Genomic DNA, 17,643 nt, shown 5'->3' on the forward strand with positions numbered 1-17,643 from the left:
TATGGCTTATTTCAACTTCACGATCAATGGCAATACTTATACGAACGATCCGACAAGTGGCCTGCCATACGGCTATAAATTCGCAGGTTATGAGTACATCCCAGCACTGGGTAATCTGTTTACCGACTTGGCCGCGACGGTAGCGACCGTCTTGGGATATAAAAATGCTGCTTACAGCAGCCAACAGGCAGCAGCTACCAGTGAAGGCAATGCAAGTAACTATGCAGGAGCAGCCCTTGCTTCTGCAGTTGCTGCTGCCAGCGCTGCAGCCGGGCTGCAGGGCACAAGCACCACTGCTGTCACGATAGGCACTGGCACCAAGACATTCACAACCCAGTCAGGCAAGCAGTTCAATAATACCTGGGTGCAAGCTACAGACAGTGGCGATGTCAATCGCTGGGTGTTTGGGTATTGCACTTATTCAGGCACTACGCTGTCCATGACTGTAGCCAACGCGACTGACGCGAATGGTAGCGGTTCCTGCTCAAGCTGGGTGATCAGCGTCGGCGGACCACGGGGGCTGATCGGGCCCACAGGTTCCGTTGGTGCGTTACAAACTGCCTCCGACTTTGCATATGATCCAGCAACTTCATCTGGTCTGAACATTGGTACAAAGGCCGGTGATCTTCGCTCAGATGCGACAACTACACATATCAACGCAACGACAACAGCGCTTACGAACAATACTACCAACTATGTTCAAGTAAATGCTTCTGGTGTTTCCGCAAATACGACAGGCTTTACGCCAGGGTATTTCCCTATCGGAACGGCGGTTACTTCTGGCGGCGTAATTACTTCTTTCACTGATAAACGCGGCATTGCCTTGCTAATGAGTTCGGCAGCGTTGAATAAGCTCACACGCACGTCAAATACGATACTTGCAAGCGGCGATAGTGGGAAATACATTACAGCATCAACTTCATTTACTCAAACATTTGACACAGCAGCGAATCTCGGCGCGGGCTGGTTCGTCTGGTACGCAAACAACGGTACTGGTGACATCACAATTGGGGCTAGTGATGGGGTATCGAACTGGGTCATGTATCCCGGAGCAGTTCGCTTGTTCCAATGCGACGGAACAAACCTGACTTCCATTCCACTTCGCGCAGGTAGCAGAACATTCTCCAGTTCTGGCAATCATGCCTGGCCACCTGGCATTGCGACCTGTTTTGTGCAGGCTTTGGGCGCGGGCGGTGGTGGTGCGAGCGGTTATTACACATCAGGATCAAATGGTCAGGGCGGGCCAGGAGGCGGCGGGGGAGAGTATTTGGAGGGATGGATCAAAGGGGTATCTGCTGGGACGGCAACCACTGTAACGATTGGCGCCGGTGGCGCAGGCGGGCCAGCACGAACATCTAGCAATTCTCCAGCACCAGGATCTAACGGTGGGCAAACTACCTTTGGTACTTTGGTTAAAGCTGCGGCAGGAGGCGGCGGCGGAAGCAGTAGCCCTGGTCTTGGTGGAGGTCTGACGATTGCCAGTGCGAAACCAACGGGCGCAATTTGGCTGACTGGTCACGGCACGATATCGTCAAATTTTGATGTGGGCACAGACGCTGCAGGAGCTTTCGGTGGCAATCTTTCATCTACCACAGGCATTCCCGGCTATAGATCGCTTCGCGGTGGCGGTGGTGGTGGTAGTGGTGGCGCAATTGACGGTGCACTGAATCCCTATGCCGGAGGAGCTGGTGGGGCTACCGGCCGCAACGCATCCGCACTCACAAACAACACTGGTGGTGGTGGTGCTGGCGGCGCGTCTGGAGTCGCTGGATCTGCCGGGACGCAGCCGACGGATTCTATTGCTGGTCACGGTGGTGGAGGTGGAGGGTCAGTAACATCGGGGACTGGTGGCTCAGGTGGTGCCGGAGGACTGGGGGCTGGCGGCGGTGGTGGTGGTGCCGTGTCTACAGGGACATCTGGGGCAGGTGGCGCGGGCGGTAACGGAGTTTGTATTGTGACGGAGATTATTTGATGAGCAAGTATGCAGTTGTAAAAAACAATGTGGTTGAAAACGTCATCATAGCCGACGCCGCTTTTGTCTCGCGGCTGGAGGGAGTGACTGGCGTTGCGGTTCCTGACGATTCTCCTGTAAGTGCTGGATGGCTGTACAACGGATCGTCATTTGCCGCACCGTCAGCGCCAACTATCCCGCCAGCAGAGCATGACTGGTACATCGACGTCGGCCCATTCTTTGATCGGTTTGGCTCGGCGAAGATGGCAGTGCTGACATCTTCCGATGTAGGTGTGCGAGCCATTATTGAGGATACAAAGGTCAGAAAATGGATTGACCTTCAGAATCCTAGCGTGCCGACATCTATCGACTACATCATGACTAAAGTCCCATTGCTGACAAATTTGCTTAAGACAAGCATCTTGACGACACCTGTAGCCCCTGAAGAAAACCTAGCTTTAAGGAAGCTGTACTTTTCATAATTGAGGAGTAGACATGGCATTGACCTACGAAATAGCACGGAATCAAATCAACGACGGCGATCTTATCGACGTTATTACACCGCATAGCTTTTTAGGTCATTTGACCAAGTTCTTCACTCGTAAAAAATACATTCACACCGGTACCGCAATCTGGTTTGGTGACATGCTCTGCATCGCTGAGCTTAATGGTGGCCGCAATCATTACACTCCGCTCTCACAACTTCAAGGCCTGGACTTTGATGTGTACGCCAAACCAGATGGATTGGTCGACATCCGGGCGGCAATCATCAAATGGGTTCGGTTGCCTATCGATTATGGCTACGTGGCGTTCATAGTCATTGGCCTGCGAAACTTCTTCCAGATCAAGCAGCAAATCAACTGGAGAAATATCCTGGTTTGTTCGGGTTTGTGTGTCGCGATCTATGAAGAGGCTGGCTGGCCTCGATGCAGTCGCATCATTTCGCCAGGTGAGATGGCAGAGATGCTTGAATTGAAGTTTGAAGTAAGAAAACAGTAATACAGTAAAAATTCAAAAACAAGTCCGCCAGTGCGGATTTTTTAAGTCCTAAGAATAGGAAGACCGATGCCAGGAAATTACTAGCCAATTATGGCCGCTGCGGCGTCGATCAAATCAATTCAGTCGTGTGCAAAACTGGATACATTTAACTGTGCACATTTTAATAAAGGAAATACCATGAAAATCATCAAACTTGTTTTGGCTTCACTCTGCTTTTTGACCGCATCAGCATTTGCGCAAAATGGCAAGTTCGTCACAGATCAACCTGTTTATAACAATCTCACCCTGGCACAAGCCAATTCTGTAAATCCTATCGAAGTGGCCTTGATAGACTTCAGTCCATCTACAAAAACGGTTTCTATCACATACGCTGATGGTGTGACTGTGGAAAATTGGACTTTCACAGTATTGGCCGATGCCAGCGCTGTTTTTGACAACTTTGTTACTGGCAGTCGTGCGCAGGGTGCTGATTGGTATTGGGCACCGCAATACGGCAGCAATGCGCAGCGCAAAGTATCTTACAAGGCGATTCGCAAGGCAAAGTGTGATTACACGACTTTTGGCGGTGGTTTCTGGACAGCGACAATCACACTGAAAAGTGGTGGTGCTTTCACTGCCAGCGGCAACGATATCGGTATTTGCGCACGTCTAACAGATTAATTAAGTCACTATTTGAAGTAAGAAATCAGTATTAACAACAGATCCGCAAATGCGGATTTTTTTACGTCTTAAGAAAAGGAAAAGCGATGCCGGAAAATCACCTGCCAGCATGGGTAGATGCAATCTCAATAGGTACAGTACTGGCCACGTTGGCTGGCTGGTTACCTGCTATGGCCGCTGCGGCATCGCTGATCTGGACAGTGATCAGGATTTATGAAACCAAGACAGTGCAAGGTTGGTTGAAAGGACGAAAAAATGGCAGACGATAACAGGATGAAAATGGCCTTGGCACTTGCAACGGCTCTTGCTGTGCCAGCAGAAGGGCTGCGACAGTTTGCGTATTACGACCCGCCAGGCATTTTGACAGTGTGCTACGGCCATACTGGAGCTGACGTGCAAAAAGGCAGGCTGTACTCATTGCCAGAGTGCAAGGGGTTGCTCAGCAAGGACATGCTGAAGGCAATCAACCAGGTGGAAGCGTGTCAACCAGGACTGCCGGTGAATGTCCTTGTGGCATTCAGTGACGCAGCATTCAATATCGGGCCAAAGGTGGCCTGTGACCTGAAAAACTCAACTGCAGCGCGATACCTGCATGCTGGTAAGTTGATCGAGGCCTGCAACCAGCTGCCGCGCTGGAACAAGTCAACGATTCTTGGCGTGTTGGTGGAATTGCCAGGGCTGACGACCAGGCGCGGCGCTGAGCAACAACTTTGCTTGAATGGACCAGCATGATGGACTTTTTAAAATTGGGGATTGCCCTGGCCGTGGTCGCTGCATGCTTCGGCACTGGGTGGACTGTTCAGGGCTGGCGTAAAGATGCGGATATTGCTGCTATCGAATTGAAGCAATCTAACGACCAGGTAGCAGTCGCAGAAAAGGCCGTCAAGGATATGAAGGAGGGCAGCCAGAAGATGCACGAGGCTGCCACTGAGTTGACTGGTATTAAATTCAACCTGTCTGGGAAGTTGGACGGAATCTCAAAGGACTTAAAAAATGCACAAACTAAAAACCCTCTGCCTCACGATTGCAAGCCTGATGATCTGCGGGTGCGCAGTCTCGAAGCCGCCATTAGTGCTACAAACAGTGCCGCTGCTGGACAGTAGCCTCGCGGAACCCTGCAAAGTATTGATCGTGCCGGACGTAGCAGATTACGATGCCTGGCAGCTTTGGCTACAGAATAGCGTCTTGCTGGCGTATGGGGAATGTGCAGCCAGGCACCGCAAGGTAGTGCAAGCCTGGCCTAAGTAGCCATTGAATAAAGCAGTAGATTTGTTACCGAGGTTTCGCAGGCAAGTGCTGCGCGTGCGGTAGAGACCGATTCTGCAATTCTGAATAATTGCTTTTTCCCTTGGCGTGAAAATGAGACCTCGATTGCTTTTGTATTTAAGAACAAGTGCTTGCGCTGTAGGAGTGTGTTCTTGGTACGGCGGCACAAATGAAACGCAGCAAAAATCGAATAGGTTTTGATGCGAGGCTCACTGGCGGAGTTGGTACAATTTTTATGCGTTTGTGGCAGGAGCGCAACGAAAAATCAAAAAGAATTAAAAATTTTTGCATCAAAACGCAATTGCGAAATACCTAAAATCGATGTCACGATTTCGAGAAATTGCGATTGCGTTTTGTGGAAACTCGTTAATTGTTTCCATAAATCATTACATAAATTTTTATGGAAACTGTTTTGTAAGTTTTGAAGTACGCAAATCAGTGTTTCCTTGGAAATCAACAATTTACGTGCGTTGTGGACGGTTTGCGAAGATGCGAAAGCTAATGTTTTTTTGCGACAAATCCGTGTCGTTTAAGTTTTCTGACAAAAACATTGAAAATTGCACTAAATAGCCCATTTTTCGCTATTTATTGCATATGGACCGGCGAAAAAACTGCTGTATAGTTTTATCAGGGCGTCAACTGGCATTCACAACTTCTTGAAAAAGTTGTGGTTTATAGAAGAAAACCGAGATGGCAATATAAAGTATTGGACAATAAAAAACCCCGAACAGCTGTGGCGGCAAGGACGGGGCCTGTCGAATCCTAAATTTCAAAAAAAGGACGTAACGTGAAGAATATTATCACTAACTTGGTGGTAAGGGACAGGTGTGTCGAGTCGAAACCTATAGTTTCGATACGGCAAGCAAAGGTATTTATCTCAATTCAACATTTTATTGGCAGCGATGTGGCAGTAAATGATGTCATCAATAGCATCAAGAAAGTCGTTCGTGACAAGGTCTTGGAGGCGGCAGAACGCCCAATTGAGAAAGCCCGAGCAGTGGGTGCGAAATGCGCTAGTGTGAGTATTGAATATGGCACTGAAGACCCGGAGCTCAACGTAGAAATTTGGGATCCCATAAAGTTCAACGCAAATTTCGACAGTAATTTTAGCAAGTTAATCTTTGTGGCCGATGATATGGCACGGGCAGCAGTACAGGATAATGACCGCCCATCAGCCTTGCCAGAGGTTTAATAAATTGAGTGAGATATGTCCATTTAGAATCGAGCTGGCCATGTTTGGTAGTACTTAATACATGCAAGAAAAAACGCCGCGATAAAAGAGCATATTGCAGTTATTCCCATTAGGCCGACCGAGACAAAGGACTGGAATTGCTCGATAAGTGGCCCATAAATGCCACGATGTTCTGATCCCAAAAAGCGAATTGCAATAGCTGCAAGACAGGCAATGACTGCTATCGCAAAAGATATTTTTGCGTTTCGCATGTAACCATGCATCGCTTCAGTGAATGGGTCGTCGAAAGAAAAGTGTGATTTGCTCAATTTTAATTCTCCGTTCTTACTTAAATTTTTATGGATGTGAACATGCCTGGGGTTAAATGATACAGGTCAAGGTGCCACTTGCCGTTTGACATGCCATTGCCTGCATCAGTCATTCCGTGGAAGTCAAGAAATGTAGAATCACGGACTAGGCACCTATGTTTTAATTGCTGGTTATATTTACGAATTGTCAAAATCAATTTGTCAGCTTCCTCTTGCGGTATAGTTGCGAGGTCAATTGCTGGGCAGGGAACTCCAGCAAAAATAAGGCTGTGCCCATGTTTGCCGCCAACCGATGACACGTATTCGAAATACCTGGTCACTGTATTGGAGACTAAGGCACTGATATCTTGGTCACGATTCTTCCTCCAAGTGTTAAGAATGCCCTCGTCCACTCTACAATCGATCTCTCCAAACATCAGCAAGACGGTTGAGCCTTTAGGCAGACGAGCCATAGCATCTTCAAACTGAAACTTGTATCTGTTCGCATGCTCATTTCCAAGGTGCCAGGCCTTACAGCCGATTATCCATTCTGTTTGACTTCTGAGTTGCTTGCCCTCGTAATTGAGAATCGTATGCGCAGCGCTGAGGCTGTGGCTGTCACCAATAACATGCAGTGTCGGGAGACTTGGAGCTGGGATGCCTGGAAATTCTGAAAGCAAGAGCGTCAAATATCGCCAGTAGACGCAGGCATTTTTATGTTCGCTTTCCAGATTCAAAATCGATGCCGACAGATTCAACAAGTGATTGCAGCTTTGTAAATCGCCCGCAGTATAGCGAAGCACAGCACCATAAACAGAAGCTTCTAACTTTAGATTGTCCGGGCCGTTCGTAATTACCCAAATAAACTCAGCAATAGCTGTCGCATGGTCGCCGGCATAAAGGGCTGTGAATGCTCGATGATAGTGTGCATTAGCAAAAGCCGGATTGATACATAATGCGCGGTCCAAAGAATTTAGAGCCTCCCGAACTTGTCCTGTTTCTACCGATGCAATTGCCAGACAATCATACGCCTCTGCATAATTCGGATTAATCTTGATCGCATTGGATGCCGCCAGCGCTGCGTCCTTATACATCCCCGCGTCAAGAAAAATTGCTCCCAAATTCTGGTGCGCTTGTGCCAGGTTCGGGTTAATTCCCAGAGCTTGCATATAAGCATTCAAGGCCTGGTCATGCTGGCCAAGTGCCTTCAGTGCATTCCCTAAGTTGCAATATGCTCCCGCATCGACAGGATTGAGCGCGAGCGCTTGCTGGTGACTTGCTGCCGCCTTCTCATACTCTCCCAGATTCTGCCAGGTATTCCCAAGCGTACTATGTGCATTGGAATCACCAGGCGACAGTTCAACCGCCTTCTGCAGGGCTGCCAAGGATTCTTTCCCTTGAACCTGTAAGCTAGCGCCCAATATCTTCCATAGAAAGCCGGAGTTCGGGAATTCACCTAAACGGTCCTTGGAAAGAATCTCCAGTTCAGCGTAGCGACCAATTGAGAACATCCCGAGCATTTGTTCAATGTCATTTTTGGGAAGCGATAAATTACTTGTTTCAATAGTCATTTAATTGCTTCATTCCATGTTTTATTGTTTTTGAATAATACAGATATTTGCAAATTGTTTCCCCAGGTCAGTAACTTGCAGAATTTTTTTCTCAACAACAGATTCTTTAATCGGGTCGGCGTCAAAGACTGTTCGTATTCCTTTAACTATTGCATCATTTTCCAATGCATCATAGACGCCCTTGGCTGTGTACTGTCCATAGATTGGCACTGATGCCAAACCTAATCGACATAAGTTATCTATGTATGTTGGAGTCATATCAGGATATTGACACCCTACCAACGTGCCAAGATGCGAGTAATTTCTAAGAGCCGTTACTCCGCCTTCATGATTCTCTTTGTTTGGTTTGAACTTCCAACCAACACTGATCAGTGGTAAGGGAGTGTCTGTCGCAAACAATGTAACTAGCTTAGCCTCATCAGGAGTAATCTGCTTTATGATCTCAACAAAAGCAGGATGCGCGCCTCTGGCGGTACTTGCATCCATTGCCGAAGCCAAAAGGTTTGCGTAGAGGTCGCTCAAAGACGATTCGTGCCCTGTATAACGAAGTGCTTCAAGCACCGGGCCAGCTACATTCGGTTTTGGTGGAATCAAATTTTCAGGAGGAACATTTTTTAGGCGTTCAGATACCTTAGTTGAAACAAAATCTTTCATTTGATCGTAACCCCATACAAGCGCACTTACTGGGGCCAGCATAACGTGAACAGTTTTTGCAACTGTTTGTAATGCTTTCCCTATTTCTTGGGCAGCAGGTTGAACTACATCTTGATAGACGGGCACTGCTTTTGCGACGCCTGTGACTGCATCAACTACATCTCTGATTTTATTTTCTTCGGTCATTGCTACTCCAGGAATCGATTGAAAGGCGAGCTCATCATATGCAAAAGCAAATACTTTTAAGAAAGACTGTTATTTGTATCAATTCGATACTACTTCAATGGATAGCTTTTTGCCAAGTGTCTCCATCGCACTTTGAATCGCATCAATCTTTGTCGCATGCTGTAAGTCAACCAGGCGATTTACTGCTTGCGGGGACGTATTGAGGCGGCGGGAAAGTTCAGATGCTGAAACCTTCTGTGCCAACATTTCATTCAACAAATGCACTTTGGCAGAAATTGAAAGTGGCAAGTCGATGCCAACGTCCCCAGGCTGTACAGCAGACGGATGCGGAACAGGGCGCTTGTCCTCGAAGTAGAACTCCATCGCTGTAACCAACGCGTTCTGCGCCGCCTGGCGTGCCTCTTCAACTGTTTCACCCTGCGTAATCGCTTCCGGTATATCTCTAAAAGTAACGACAAATCCGCCTGAAGGATCGGGCGCAAAAGTAGCTGGATATTGCATAAAAATTTCCTTATCTATGGAGGTGCGGTCGAGAACAACCCCTTTCGGGGTTGCCTCCTATTTCAGTTTGAGTTGTTTCTTAATCGCTTCCACCGTTCCAGTTTTTAACTCTTCCGATGGATGTCTGTTTAAGGTTGATTGGGTTCCATTTGCGTAGAGTTTTAAATGCTTCGTGCCATTCTTAACTACTACACCTTGGTTTTTCAACCATCTTACAAACTCGCTCTGTTTCACCGCACCTCCTTGTGTTGTTGACGATGAAGATAGTTTAAACAAAATTGTTTAAACTATCAAGCATTATTTAAACATTTTTGTTTAAATATTTGATTGGACAAGCGCGCCTAGCAATAAAGTGGTTGTCTATGCTGAAAATCTTAAATTATACTGATTGCATATACAGTATTTTTAAGATGAGTTATGCATACCCGTACAAACATTCAATATTTACTCGATAAGCGCAGCATGACCAGAAACGCTTTGGCGCTCGCAACCGGAGTACCTCAACCATCTATTCAACGAATGATGAACGGAGAAACTGCCGAGCCACGCTGTAGCACCCTAAAGCCGATTGCTGATTACTTCGGAATGACAGTAAGCGACCTTCGTGAAAAAGACTTGCTGAATCCAGATGTAGAGGTGCCAAGAGTTCTTTCAGAGTGTGAGAGTGAGTGGCTTGGGCTGATGAGCGGACTGGCCAGCGACGATATTGCTGAGTTCAAAGCACTGGCCGCAGCTCGGCAACGCCGCAATGCCAGGCTGATGAGTGAACTCAAGGCCCCCTAAGGCGATCGTCTATGAAAGTTCACTTGGTCAGAATGATGCAGAATGGAATCGAACTCAAGAAGAGCATGCTCTATGATCGATTCAATCGCCCGCCGTTCGGTACGCTGCAGATTGGTGATTCTACTGATAACGGCACGCATCGAAATTCAATCCGCGCCTATTTCATCCCTGAGGGGCAAATGGTCAGCAATCTAGTTTTGCTTGATTGTCATGTGCTATGGATGAATGAACAGCGCTTTATGTTAACTGGATTTGAGATGGTTAAAACCGTGGATGGAGATGCGCGATATGCTCAATCCTGGCTTTGTATGCTTGATGACCCGCCAGCGATGCCTGAGGGGCGGTAGTCTCACTTGAAGTTCATATATTTGGTCTCGAATTAGTGTAACCAAATGGTAAAGCGAAGAAGTTGATTTATTTCCTCCTCAATTGAGGAATGAAATTAACGGTATATGTTGTTGCTATGCATATATTAAATGACTTTTCACTAATAATTGTTAAAGCATGCTATTTTATTACTAATAGAGAAGTCGCTTGAACTTAATCACTCACAAGATTGCGATCACATTATTAAGCTAATTTAACTGCAAAATTGCTTTTAAAATCAGCTACGTGAAAAACAATTAATCAATTGCGTTATCAAAACCTAGCAAAAAACATGTATGATCGAGAGCCCATAGGACAATTCATAAGAATTGGAACTAGGCACCGAATTTTTGATCCTTTACGCTTTAGAGTAATTTTTATTTTACTTGCTCAACCAACAATTGATACTCCTCTTGAGCGCATTGCATAAAATGATATACTTTATATAATATGAGCATTGAAAACCTTTATCCTTACGCTGGAAATCATGCCGTTCAATCAGTTTTTTTTGCTCTCGAATGGGCTGAACCACTTAATCAAAGTGATCTTTTAGGCGTAAAGAAACTAGCTGCAAAGTTTGCAAACGCTGGATTGCTGGAGCATCGAGAACAGGCGTCGATTGCTCTGAATTTAGAGGCTCATAGTGTAAGTAAAAGACATGCAAATGCGCAGCCTGAAGTTTCAGGACATATGTTTGCGAGAGCATTTGGGTTAGATACAAGTTCTCGTAGCGTCACCATCGACAAACAAAATTGTCTAATTTCAATACCAGACTATACCCGTTGGGAGCAAGTGTTCGATGATGTGCAAGGGTATTTAAAAATTGCGCTAAATGAAATTGCACCTAAAAGAGGAATAAATGTTGTCGGCTTGCAATATATCGATATATTTAGTTGGAAGGACGATCCATCAGAAATCAATTTAAGGGAAATATTCTCTGATGGGGGATACATGCCCCCAAATGTATTTGAGCAAAATGGGCTTTGGCACTTACATCATGGTTTTCTTGAAGATCACTCGGTTCCGTTGCCACATAAACTACTTGAAAACATAAATGTCGACATGCAAGATGTTGGTGGCGAAAGAACAATTCGAATTGTTGGGTCTCATCGAGCAAACTTAGAAATGGTGATGTGGCAGTCACATATGAAAAATAAACACGCTTTAGATGAAATGTTTATTTCATTGCATGAAGCAAACAAAGCGATGCTAAAAAAATTATTAGAGCCAGCTGTCTGTTCGAAAATTAAATTAAACTCTGACTGAAAAGGATATTCCATGGAACCAGTATCCACAATTCTTTTGGTTACAACGTTGCTTGCTGCTCCAGTAACAAGTCGTCCAAAATGGGATTCCTTAAACAAAACTCCGACCAAAGATTCGGGGGTTGTTTGGAACGTGCAAAACACCGAGACTATTTATCGAATTGACGAGAAAAACGCCTCGACTACTAATAATACAAATTTACTTGTTTCCAAACCTACGCCTATTCGTTTTACGAGCCTAAAGCATGAACTCTACAATGAATTGGACTCCTACATTTCTTATGATCCCGGACGAATACCTGCATTAGCCGACGTAGAACTCGCAAAACAAATTATCGATGCGCTCCCGAGTGGAATTCCTTTGCCTGTTTTAATGAGAAATGATAACGGTGAAATTGGAATGTATTGGGACAATCAGCAAATGTATGCTGATATTGATGTTGATTCAAACGGGACATTCTCTTTTTTCTCCAGATTGAGGCGGAACAATGAAGAGTTATTCTTAAGTGACCTTGTCATTGAGGATATGAATGTCAGTTGGTTATACCAACATTTGGGGCCATTGAATGGCAATTTACCGTTAGCAGCGTAAGGTCGGTGCATGAGTGGAAAAATTTTTTTTGATCAGCATAAGGGGCAAGGAGATAAGTGCAAACATCTGCAGAAATTAACTTCTCAGCAGTTAGAGGCATGGGAAAAAGAAGTTTGCTCTGAGCATTCACCTGGGATAGTAGATGATGCTGAAGAACTATTTCAGCAAATTGTCGACCCAACGCATTTCGATTTGGCAAGTAAAACATTGAAGCCCGTGGCCTTCGATGATAGTGCAAATAAAGGACTTTCAGTAAATCGAATAAAATACAGCACTAAAGAAGCCCTTATAGAAAAAGGTATGTTGCGGGCTCAAGAATTTAATGAAAAGAATCCAGAGCGACCCAAACGTTCACTCTGGGGGTTTGTTAAATTTGAAACATCTATCGTTAGGAATATAATATCTCAGTCTAACTCGAGAGCTTTTTTTGTTTATGACACAGCAAACGAGAGCGATATTTCTCATGCAGATATTTGCCAAGGTATTTCTGGTGGCAGGCAAATTGAGCGTAGTTTGAGATCACATCTTTATGATCTTGCAAAGGAATGTCTATTGCCTCTAGAGGCTTTGACTAACGAAACAACTACCTAAAACAACCTAGTTATCTGTGGTGAAGCTAACTAAATTGATTACCATTTAATGGTGCCTCTCGTTCCGCAAAAAAATATGAAGCCTCGTGAATAAAGGGCCACGCGCAACTACTTCGGAGGTATTTGCGGAACGAGAAATGTAGGTAACTCTCTGATTTTATTGAATTAAGCAATGGACTTAAAATCCGCCGCTTCGTTAATAGCGGGCGTGCCGGTTCGATTCCGGCCTCGGGCACCACATACTTACTTTTCAAAATACTTACAAAAGCATGTTAAGTCAATAAGTTCAACGACTTAGCGTGATCTTGTTTCGTCTGGACTCGCTCAGTTTCATCCAGATTCTCTCAAGTCTGTTTTGCATCTTCCGAAATCATTTTCTTTGCAATTAAATAATTTTTGAAACATCTTCGTTCTCGGGGAAAAAAGTTCCAAAAATTGACTTTTTCGATTTCATTGTTTTTTATGGAATTAACATTACACTATGTGACGAGTGAATCTGAGTCGCAGTGAAAAAGGAGACTGACATGGAATCTATGTATGAAGTTCTGGCATTAAATTTTAAATCCTCGACCGACGACAAAAAAAATGCGGTAACAATTCACATGAAAAGTGGAATATCCCATTTCGGCTATGTCAGGGAAATAACTGATGCTTCGAAAATTGTAAAGATTCGATTAGTTAATCCGAGTGGGAAATCATTTCAAGATGCTTACCTCGACATCAGCAGTATTGAATCGATTTTAGCAACCTCTGTTTAGCAGTTATCGAGGTGAGGATGTATGGCTATCCGGCCCCATGGGCTGCGAGAGCGCGTTTTATAGTCCTTACCAGCCGGTCTGTTTTCAGATAACGAAACTCGGCGATTGTCGATTTGTCTATCTGACATGTACTTTGCTGCTCTGATTTGTGTGATTCTTGGTTTGCATATCCGTTTCCCGGGTCCTAAAATGATTTGCGCGATATCGACTTAATAAGTCTGTCGTCGTGCCGACCTACCCACTTTCAGGAGCGTGTGATGAATTTCAAGAAATCCGCATTACTGTCTTCGCTGACAATACTGGCCCTGTGTTTTTCATCTTCGGCTTTTGCAGAACTTTGTACGGTGGGGCGAGCGACACAGGTGCTATGGAAAGGTGATTGGTATAAGGCAACGATTACCGAGGCTTCGCCTGATAAGTGCAAGATTACTTATGTCGGTTATACCGCCGATGACGATGAGTGGGTGGGGCCAGAGAGGCTCAAAATCAAGATATTGTGGAAGGGCGACTGGTATCCTGGCCGTGTGATAAAGAAAGAAGGTGCCAACTATCTCATAGGTTATGACGGCTATTCCAGTGATGACAATGAGATTGTTCCCCTGTCACGCATACAGGTACGCTAGTTTTAGCATCACCGAAAACATGATTCAATTTACCTGGGCCTGCTGACTGGGGCCCGTAAACCACTTTGCCCGTATTTGCATGAATGGTGTCTCCACCAATCTATACAACAACCAGCCACCAAATATACCCGCAGCAGTCACCAGAACAATAGTCAGTGGTGCATTTGCATCTATGTGTCGCCTGGCTAACTGCTCACCAATCAACATGAACACAGGTTTATGCACCAGATAGACAGCATACGACCACAGCGCCAGTTGTGCTGCACCTGGCAATCGCAGGCGGTGAAGGTAGCTGTTGGGGCTGAGGGCTGCCAGAGTGAGGATGGCGAAGCTGATGGCAATGAGTGAAAAGCCCAATGAGTTGACGATCAGTAGTTTGTTGTAGTCGTCGCTGTTGATGCAATACAGGACGCCGCCAGTGGCGAGCAGGCCGGTGATGAGCAGAGCCTGGCCGTGGCGCATGAGTCTGTCGTATAAACCTGTGTGAAAATTCTTGAGCATGGCGATGGCGACGCCGGGGAGTAGTTCGTCAAAGCGGCCAAAGCTGGAGTAGTAGATCTCTGCATCAAATGCAGGATGACCATCCAGAAATGCCATGCCGCGAAACAGCATGCCCCCAGCAATCGCTGCAATGAGCAGGCCCCAGGCTAGCCACAGCGGGCTTTTGAGTCTGACCAGGACGAGGCTGACTATGGGCAGTATCAGGTAAAACTGTTCTTCTATGCACAGCGACCAGGAATGGGTGAAGGTTTGTCCGTATTCCAGCCCTATGTTTTGAGTGAATGTGAGAAACTGCCACAGCGGTGAGGTACTGCGCCCAGCCATTGCTACCGGAAAAATAAAATACACAGCCAGCACGACATAGTAATTGGGCAGCGTTCGTAGCAGGCGTCTGGCGAAAAAATTCTTAAGGGACAGGGCCTGACCATTGGCAGCGGAAGACATGATCTGGTTGCCTATCAGGTAGCCACTCAATACAAAAAATAAATCCACACCTGCCCAGCCAATGTCACCAGCAAAGCCAAAGGTTTGGTGTTTGCTGACAAAGCCGCAGTAGTGCGACATTAATACCAGCAATATGGCGAGGGCGCGCAGGGTGTCGAGGCCGTTGACTCTTTTCGTGTACATGAGGTGCGTCTGTTCTTTATGTCGATTACGGCCCTGGATCAAGGTCAGGCCCTGGTGATTATTTTTTGTTTGGCTTGCAGAGTTTTAAATTGGTACGTGTGGCCTTGATCATGGAATGATATTTGGTATTGGTTTCATCTGTGCATGAATCGCAATAGGTCGCCAGGATAGTGTCACTCAGTGCGGCATCTTCTGCCAGTGGTTGCAGCGTTGCCGTGCAGCGGTCAGGCATTTGCATTTTGTATTGGGCGAGTGCGACATCATTGCGTAGCCAGCCCAGTTCCAGTCTATTCAGGACTTTGCCGCAATTGGCGAGTACAGGTTCCAGTTTTGCCAGGGCCGCGGCATAGTCTTTTTTGTCGTACAGGGCCCTGAATTCTTTGCGTGCCTGACCACGCTCAGCAGTGCTGCAGGTAGGTAGTTGGAAGTACTGTTCTGTGATGCTCGCCAGCGAGCAATAATATTGTTCGCAAATATCAATGTTGCCGTCTACGGCAATCTCATTTTTCTTTTGGGTGAAGCGCAAAACGCAATTTTGCTTCATGCGGCTTTTTCGTAATGTTGTCTTGCCTGAGACTATGTCACCTTTGATATCGCAAGTACCTTCACCTTGAGAATGAATGCTGAAACTGAGTTTTCCAGCCTTGTCTGCTGTGATATTCAGTTTGCTAAAAGCGCCTTCACTGACATATTCGCCAGGGATGATTTGTTGTGCCTGCGCTTCCGTCTGTAACAACAGGGATGCACTGCTCAGTGCAAGAGCCAGGCAAAGCTGTGAATGGCGGCGCAATAATGTCATACATGTCATGTCAAATCTCTATAGATATAAGAGCCAGTATCACTGAAATGTGATGAACGTGAAAACCGCGTCAGGCGGCGGCATCATATCAGAATTGACGAGTAGCAAGCATTTCACTCCCTCGCACACAAGCCAGACGCACTTGCCATGTTCTCAGAGACGAAACAGAGACGCTGCCTGTATAGCATGCAGACAGCCTATGTGGATGCCATCACGCACAGGCTCTTGTGCTTCGATGGCTTTTTATTTTAGGGAGAAATAACATGACTGCGACTTGTTTTGAAGGCGCCAGCACCAATCCTGAAATTCTGGCGATGGCTGACCGCGTGTTTTCTGTATTGCGCTTGTCCATACAAAGGGCAACCTGTGTCTTGAATAATGTGCCTGCGACGAATTTGCCTGCGAAGGGGGTAGAGCGTGACGCGTTTGATTTTTTAAAGACTTACCAGACCGTGAATCGCTCTGCCGTGGCGCGTCTCAGTGGTATTTCGCGTACCACCGGGCGGCGTCTGGATATCAGTGATGCCAGTTTGACGGGGACTTCGCTCAAACTGAATCATGCTGCGCCGGATAATCTTTTTGAGCAGGCAAAGGCGGTTAAATATTTTGATGATTTGAAGCTGTCATCAGCCACGCTGGCTGGCATGCGCTGGGATGCGGCGAACAAGAATGTGCTGCTGACTGCAGATAAAAAACTGCAGGTCAACGAGATCATGAATGCGCTTGCATTCAGGCGTGTATTTACCGATACGGCGGCGAGTGCCGCACCTGCCAGCCCCGCAACTGCGAAACCCAAAGCCAGGGAATTGCATTTGAAACTGAAGAGCCTGACGGCGATACGCCGTTTTGGCTGGGAGGTGACAGACTGGGGCGACGACAATATCTATTGCGGTGGTGATGGTGTTGATTGCGCGCAGCAACTGCATGTGAAGGCACCGCAGTTTTCTATTCACACCTTCAAGCGTAATGGCGAGATTTTTGATATCAAGCCTGACCGCACCTTTGTGAAGTTCAATCTTGGCGGCGCTGCTGCCTGGCCACGGGTTTATATGGCGAATGTGTTTTTGGCAGAAAAAGATGTGGATGGTGGCTTTATCGAATTTTTGCAAAAGCTGTGGGACACTCTTGCTGCTGAAGTCGTGAAACTGGCAACGGCACTCGCCATGTCGGGGATAGGCGCTCTTGTCGGTGCCGTGGCTTTGTCGGAAATGCCGGTGGTGGGCACGATAGTAGGTGCGGTGGTGGGGGCGGTGATTGGCTATGTAGTCGGCTGGCTGCTTGATACTGCCAAGGACGATATCTTTGAATCACCAGACAATCCTCTAGGCTTTGCTTTGTCTGCACCAGATTTTCAGTTTAGTGGTGGCCGTTTGTTCTCACCTGACATGACCCAGGATTTTTCAGTTGGCAGCTCACGTTACCTGATGACGTATTACTGGCAGCTGGTGCAGTAGGCAAAATTCTTGGGTAGC

At 46.4% G+C, this 17,643-nt stretch carries 22 protein-coding genes; 16 read left to right on the forward strand and 6 right to left on the reverse strand.

Annotation, left to right across the window (positions count from 1 at the left end; all coding sequences use genetic code 11):
- Window position 1 precedes the first annotated feature (1 nt).
- The 8 genes from AC3WQT_RS18175 to AC3WQT_RS18210 all read left to right on the forward strand — a co-directional run bounded on the left by AC3WQT_RS18175 (window position 2) and on the right by AC3WQT_RS18210 (window position 6,068).
- On the forward strand, window positions 2-1,972 hold the full coding sequence (locus tag AC3WQT_RS18175; RefSeq protein ID WP_492705783.1) for a hypothetical protein: 1,971 nt from the start codon (window positions 2-4) through the stop codon (window positions 1,970-1,972).
- Entirely contained in the window at window positions 1,972-2,433 is a 462-nt protein-coding gene (locus AC3WQT_RS18180; RefSeq protein WP_492705784.1) for a hypothetical protein, read from the forward strand. The genes AC3WQT_RS18175 and AC3WQT_RS18180 overlap by 1 nt, the downstream gene beginning before the upstream one ends.
- A gap of 13 nt (window positions 2,434-2,446) precedes the next feature.
- Complete coding sequence (locus AC3WQT_RS18185; protein ID WP_492705786.1) at window positions 2,447-2,950, forward strand: hypothetical protein; 504 nt, start codon at window positions 2,447-2,449, stop codon at window positions 2,948-2,950.
- Between the two features lie 90 nt (window positions 2,951-3,040).
- A complete protein-coding gene (locus AC3WQT_RS18190) occupies window positions 3,041-3,610 on the forward strand; it encodes a hypothetical protein (protein WP_492705788.1) in 570 nt (189 codons plus the stop codon).
- An 86-nt stretch (window positions 3,611-3,696) separates the two neighbouring features.
- On the forward strand, window positions 3,697-3,879 hold the full coding sequence (locus AC3WQT_RS18195) for a hypothetical protein (protein WP_492705790.1): 183 nt from the start codon (window positions 3,697-3,699) through the stop codon (window positions 3,877-3,879).
- Window positions 3,866-4,342: a lysozyme gene (locus tag AC3WQT_RS18200; protein WP_492705791.1), complete on the forward strand. Its 477-nt coding sequence runs from the start codon at window positions 3,866-3,868 to the stop codon at window positions 4,340-4,342. The genes AC3WQT_RS18195 and AC3WQT_RS18200 overlap by 14 nt, the downstream gene beginning before the upstream one ends.
- Window positions 4,339-4,713, forward strand: a complete 375-nt coding sequence (locus AC3WQT_RS18205; RefSeq protein ID WP_492705793.1) for a hypothetical protein — start codon at window positions 4,339-4,341, stop codon at window positions 4,711-4,713. Before AC3WQT_RS18200 ends, AC3WQT_RS18205 begins: the two co-directional genes overlap by 4 nt.
- Before the next feature lie 950 nt (window positions 4,714-5,663).
- Window positions 5,664-6,068 carry a hypothetical protein gene (locus AC3WQT_RS18210; protein WP_492705795.1) on the forward strand — a complete coding sequence of 135 codons (405 nt, stop codon included), beginning with the start codon at window positions 5,664-5,666 and terminating at the stop codon, window positions 6,066-6,068.
- Between the two features lie 328 nt (window positions 6,069-6,396).
- Here the strand turns inward: AC3WQT_RS18210 and AC3WQT_RS18215 are convergent, their stop codons facing one another.
- The 4 genes from AC3WQT_RS18215 to AC3WQT_RS18230 form a co-directional block, all read right to left on the reverse strand.
- The gene (locus tag AC3WQT_RS18215; RefSeq protein ID WP_492705797.1) at window positions 6,397-7,926 is read right to left on the reverse strand and encodes a tetratricopeptide repeat protein; all 1,530 of its coding nucleotides are present in this window, start codon (window positions 7,924-7,926) and stop codon (window positions 6,397-6,399) included.
- A 21-nt stretch (window positions 7,927-7,947) separates the two neighbouring features.
- Window positions 7,948-8,766 (reverse strand): DUF4393 domain-containing protein, encoded by an 819-nt coding sequence (locus AC3WQT_RS18220; RefSeq protein ID WP_492705798.1) that lies wholly within the window; start codon window positions 8,764-8,766, stop codon window positions 7,948-7,950.
- Window positions 8,767-8,844: 78 nt separating this feature from the next.
- Entirely contained in the window at window positions 8,845-9,267 is a 423-nt protein-coding gene (locus AC3WQT_RS18225) for a type II toxin-antitoxin system HicB family antitoxin (protein ID WP_492705800.1), read from the reverse strand.
- 57 nt (window positions 9,268-9,324) lie between these two features.
- Window positions 9,325-9,501 carry a type II toxin-antitoxin system HicA family toxin gene (locus AC3WQT_RS18230; RefSeq protein ID WP_492705802.1) on the reverse strand — a complete coding sequence of 59 codons (177 nt, stop codon included), beginning with the start codon at window positions 9,499-9,501 and terminating at the stop codon, window positions 9,325-9,327.
- 183 nt (window positions 9,502-9,684) lie between these two features.
- On the opposite strand from AC3WQT_RS18230, the gene AC3WQT_RS18235 reads away from it, so the two are divergent.
- The 7 genes from AC3WQT_RS18235 (at window position 9,685) to AC3WQT_RS18265 (ending at window position 14,244) form a co-directional block, all read left to right on the forward strand.
- A complete protein-coding gene (locus AC3WQT_RS18235; protein ID WP_492705804.1) occupies window positions 9,685-10,050 on the forward strand; it encodes a helix-turn-helix domain-containing protein in 366 nt (121 codons plus the stop codon).
- Between the two features lie 11 nt (window positions 10,051-10,061).
- Window positions 10,062-10,397, forward strand: coding sequence for a hypothetical protein (locus AC3WQT_RS18240; RefSeq protein ID WP_492705806.1), 336 nt, complete (start codon window positions 10,062-10,064; stop codon window positions 10,395-10,397).
- 469 nt (window positions 10,398-10,866) lie between these two features.
- Complete coding sequence (locus tag AC3WQT_RS18245; protein ID WP_492705808.1) at window positions 10,867-11,682, forward strand: TIGR04255 family protein; 816 nt, start codon at window positions 10,867-10,869, stop codon at window positions 11,680-11,682.
- A gap of 12 nt (window positions 11,683-11,694) precedes the next feature.
- Window positions 11,695-12,273 (forward strand): hypothetical protein, encoded by a 579-nt coding sequence (locus AC3WQT_RS18250; RefSeq protein ID WP_492705810.1) that lies wholly within the window; start codon window positions 11,695-11,697, stop codon window positions 12,271-12,273.
- Window positions 12,274-12,282: 9 nt separating this feature from the next.
- Entirely contained in the window at window positions 12,283-12,864 is a 582-nt protein-coding gene (locus tag AC3WQT_RS18255; RefSeq protein ID WP_492705812.1) for a hypothetical protein, read from the forward strand.
- Window positions 12,865-13,387: 523 nt separating this feature from the next.
- Complete coding sequence (locus AC3WQT_RS18260; RefSeq protein WP_492705813.1) at window positions 13,388-13,621, forward strand: hypothetical protein; 234 nt, start codon at window positions 13,388-13,390, stop codon at window positions 13,619-13,621.
- Between the two features lie 257 nt (window positions 13,622-13,878).
- On the forward strand, window positions 13,879-14,244 hold the full coding sequence (locus tag AC3WQT_RS18265) for an agenet domain-containing protein (protein ID WP_492705815.1): 366 nt from the start codon (window positions 13,879-13,881) through the stop codon (window positions 14,242-14,244).
- A gap of 24 nt (window positions 14,245-14,268) precedes the next feature.
- On the opposite strand, the gene AC3WQT_RS18270 is transcribed toward AC3WQT_RS18265, so the two are convergent.
- Together AC3WQT_RS18270 and AC3WQT_RS18275 are read right to left on the reverse strand one after the other, a co-directional pair.
- Window positions 14,269-15,372, reverse strand: a complete 1,104-nt coding sequence (locus AC3WQT_RS18270) for an acyltransferase family protein (protein WP_492705816.1) — start codon at window positions 15,370-15,372, stop codon at window positions 14,269-14,271.
- A gap of 58 nt (window positions 15,373-15,430) precedes the next feature.
- The gene (locus tag AC3WQT_RS18275) at window positions 15,431-16,180 is read right to left on the reverse strand and encodes a hypothetical protein (protein ID WP_492705818.1); all 750 of its coding nucleotides are present in this window, start codon (window positions 16,178-16,180) and stop codon (window positions 15,431-15,433) included.
- Between the two features lie 254 nt (window positions 16,181-16,434).
- Between AC3WQT_RS18275 and AC3WQT_RS18280 the strand changes: the two genes are divergently transcribed.
- Complete coding sequence (locus AC3WQT_RS18280) at window positions 16,435-17,625, forward strand: hypothetical protein (protein ID WP_492705819.1); 1,191 nt, start codon at window positions 16,435-16,437, stop codon at window positions 17,623-17,625.
- The last annotated feature ends 18 nt before the right edge of the window (window positions 17,626-17,643 follow it).

The sequence above is a fragment of the Undibacterium sp. FW305-107 genome (assembly GCF_058788535.1).

Coding starts and splice junctions, on each gene's coding strand:
- AC3WQT_RS18175 (WP_492705783.1), top strand. CDS start 2: ATGGCTTATTTCAACTTCACGATCAATGGCAATACTTATACGAACGAT.
- AC3WQT_RS18180 (WP_492705784.1), top strand. CDS start 1,972: ATGAGCAAGTATGCAGTTGTAAAAAACAATGTGGTTGAAAACGTCATC.
- AC3WQT_RS18185 (WP_492705786.1), top strand. CDS start 2,447: ATGGCATTGACCTACGAAATAGCACGGAATCAAATCAACGACGGCGAT.
- AC3WQT_RS18190 (WP_492705788.1), top strand. CDS start 3,041: ATGGCCGCTGCGGCGTCGATCAAATCAATTCAGTCGTGTGCAAAACTG.
- AC3WQT_RS18195 (WP_492705790.1), top strand. CDS start 3,697: ATGCCGGAAAATCACCTGCCAGCATGGGTAGATGCAATCTCAATAGGT.
- AC3WQT_RS18200 (WP_492705791.1), top strand. CDS start 3,866: ATGGCAGACGATAACAGGATGAAAATGGCCTTGGCACTTGCAACGGCT.
- AC3WQT_RS18205 (WP_492705793.1), top strand. CDS start 4,339: ATGATGGACTTTTTAAAATTGGGGATTGCCCTGGCCGTGGTCGCTGCA.
- AC3WQT_RS18215 (WP_492705797.1), bottom strand. CDS start 7,926: ATGACTATTGAAACAAGTAATTTATCGCTTCCCAAAAATGACATTGAA.
- AC3WQT_RS18220 (WP_492705798.1), bottom strand. CDS start 8,766: ATGACCGAAGAAAATAAAATCAGAGATGTAGTTGATGCAGTCACAGGC.
- AC3WQT_RS18225 (WP_492705800.1), bottom strand. CDS start 9,267: ATGCAATATCCAGCTACTTTTGCGCCCGATCCTTCAGGCGGATTTGTC.
- AC3WQT_RS18235 (WP_492705804.1), top strand. CDS start 9,685: ATGCATACCCGTACAAACATTCAATATTTACTCGATAAGCGCAGCATG.
- AC3WQT_RS18240 (WP_492705806.1), top strand. CDS start 10,062: ATGAAAGTTCACTTGGTCAGAATGATGCAGAATGGAATCGAACTCAAG.
- AC3WQT_RS18245 (WP_492705808.1), top strand. CDS start 10,867: ATGAGCATTGAAAACCTTTATCCTTACGCTGGAAATCATGCCGTTCAA.
- AC3WQT_RS18250 (WP_492705810.1), top strand. CDS start 11,695: ATGGAACCAGTATCCACAATTCTTTTGGTTACAACGTTGCTTGCTGCT.
- AC3WQT_RS18255 (WP_492705812.1), top strand. CDS start 12,283: ATGAGTGGAAAAATTTTTTTTGATCAGCATAAGGGGCAAGGAGATAAG.
- AC3WQT_RS18260 (WP_492705813.1), top strand. CDS start 13,388: ATGGAATCTATGTATGAAGTTCTGGCATTAAATTTTAAATCCTCGACC.
- AC3WQT_RS18265 (WP_492705815.1), top strand. CDS start 13,879: ATGAATTTCAAGAAATCCGCATTACTGTCTTCGCTGACAATACTGGCC.
- AC3WQT_RS18270 (WP_492705816.1), bottom strand. CDS start 15,372: ATGTACACGAAAAGAGTCAACGGCCTCGACACCCTGCGCGCCCTCGCC.
- AC3WQT_RS18275 (WP_492705818.1), bottom strand. CDS start 16,180: ATGACATGTATGACATTATTGCGCCGCCATTCACAGCTTTGCCTGGCT.
- AC3WQT_RS18280 (WP_492705819.1), top strand. CDS start 16,435: ATGACTGCGACTTGTTTTGAAGGCGCCAGCACCAATCCTGAAATTCTG.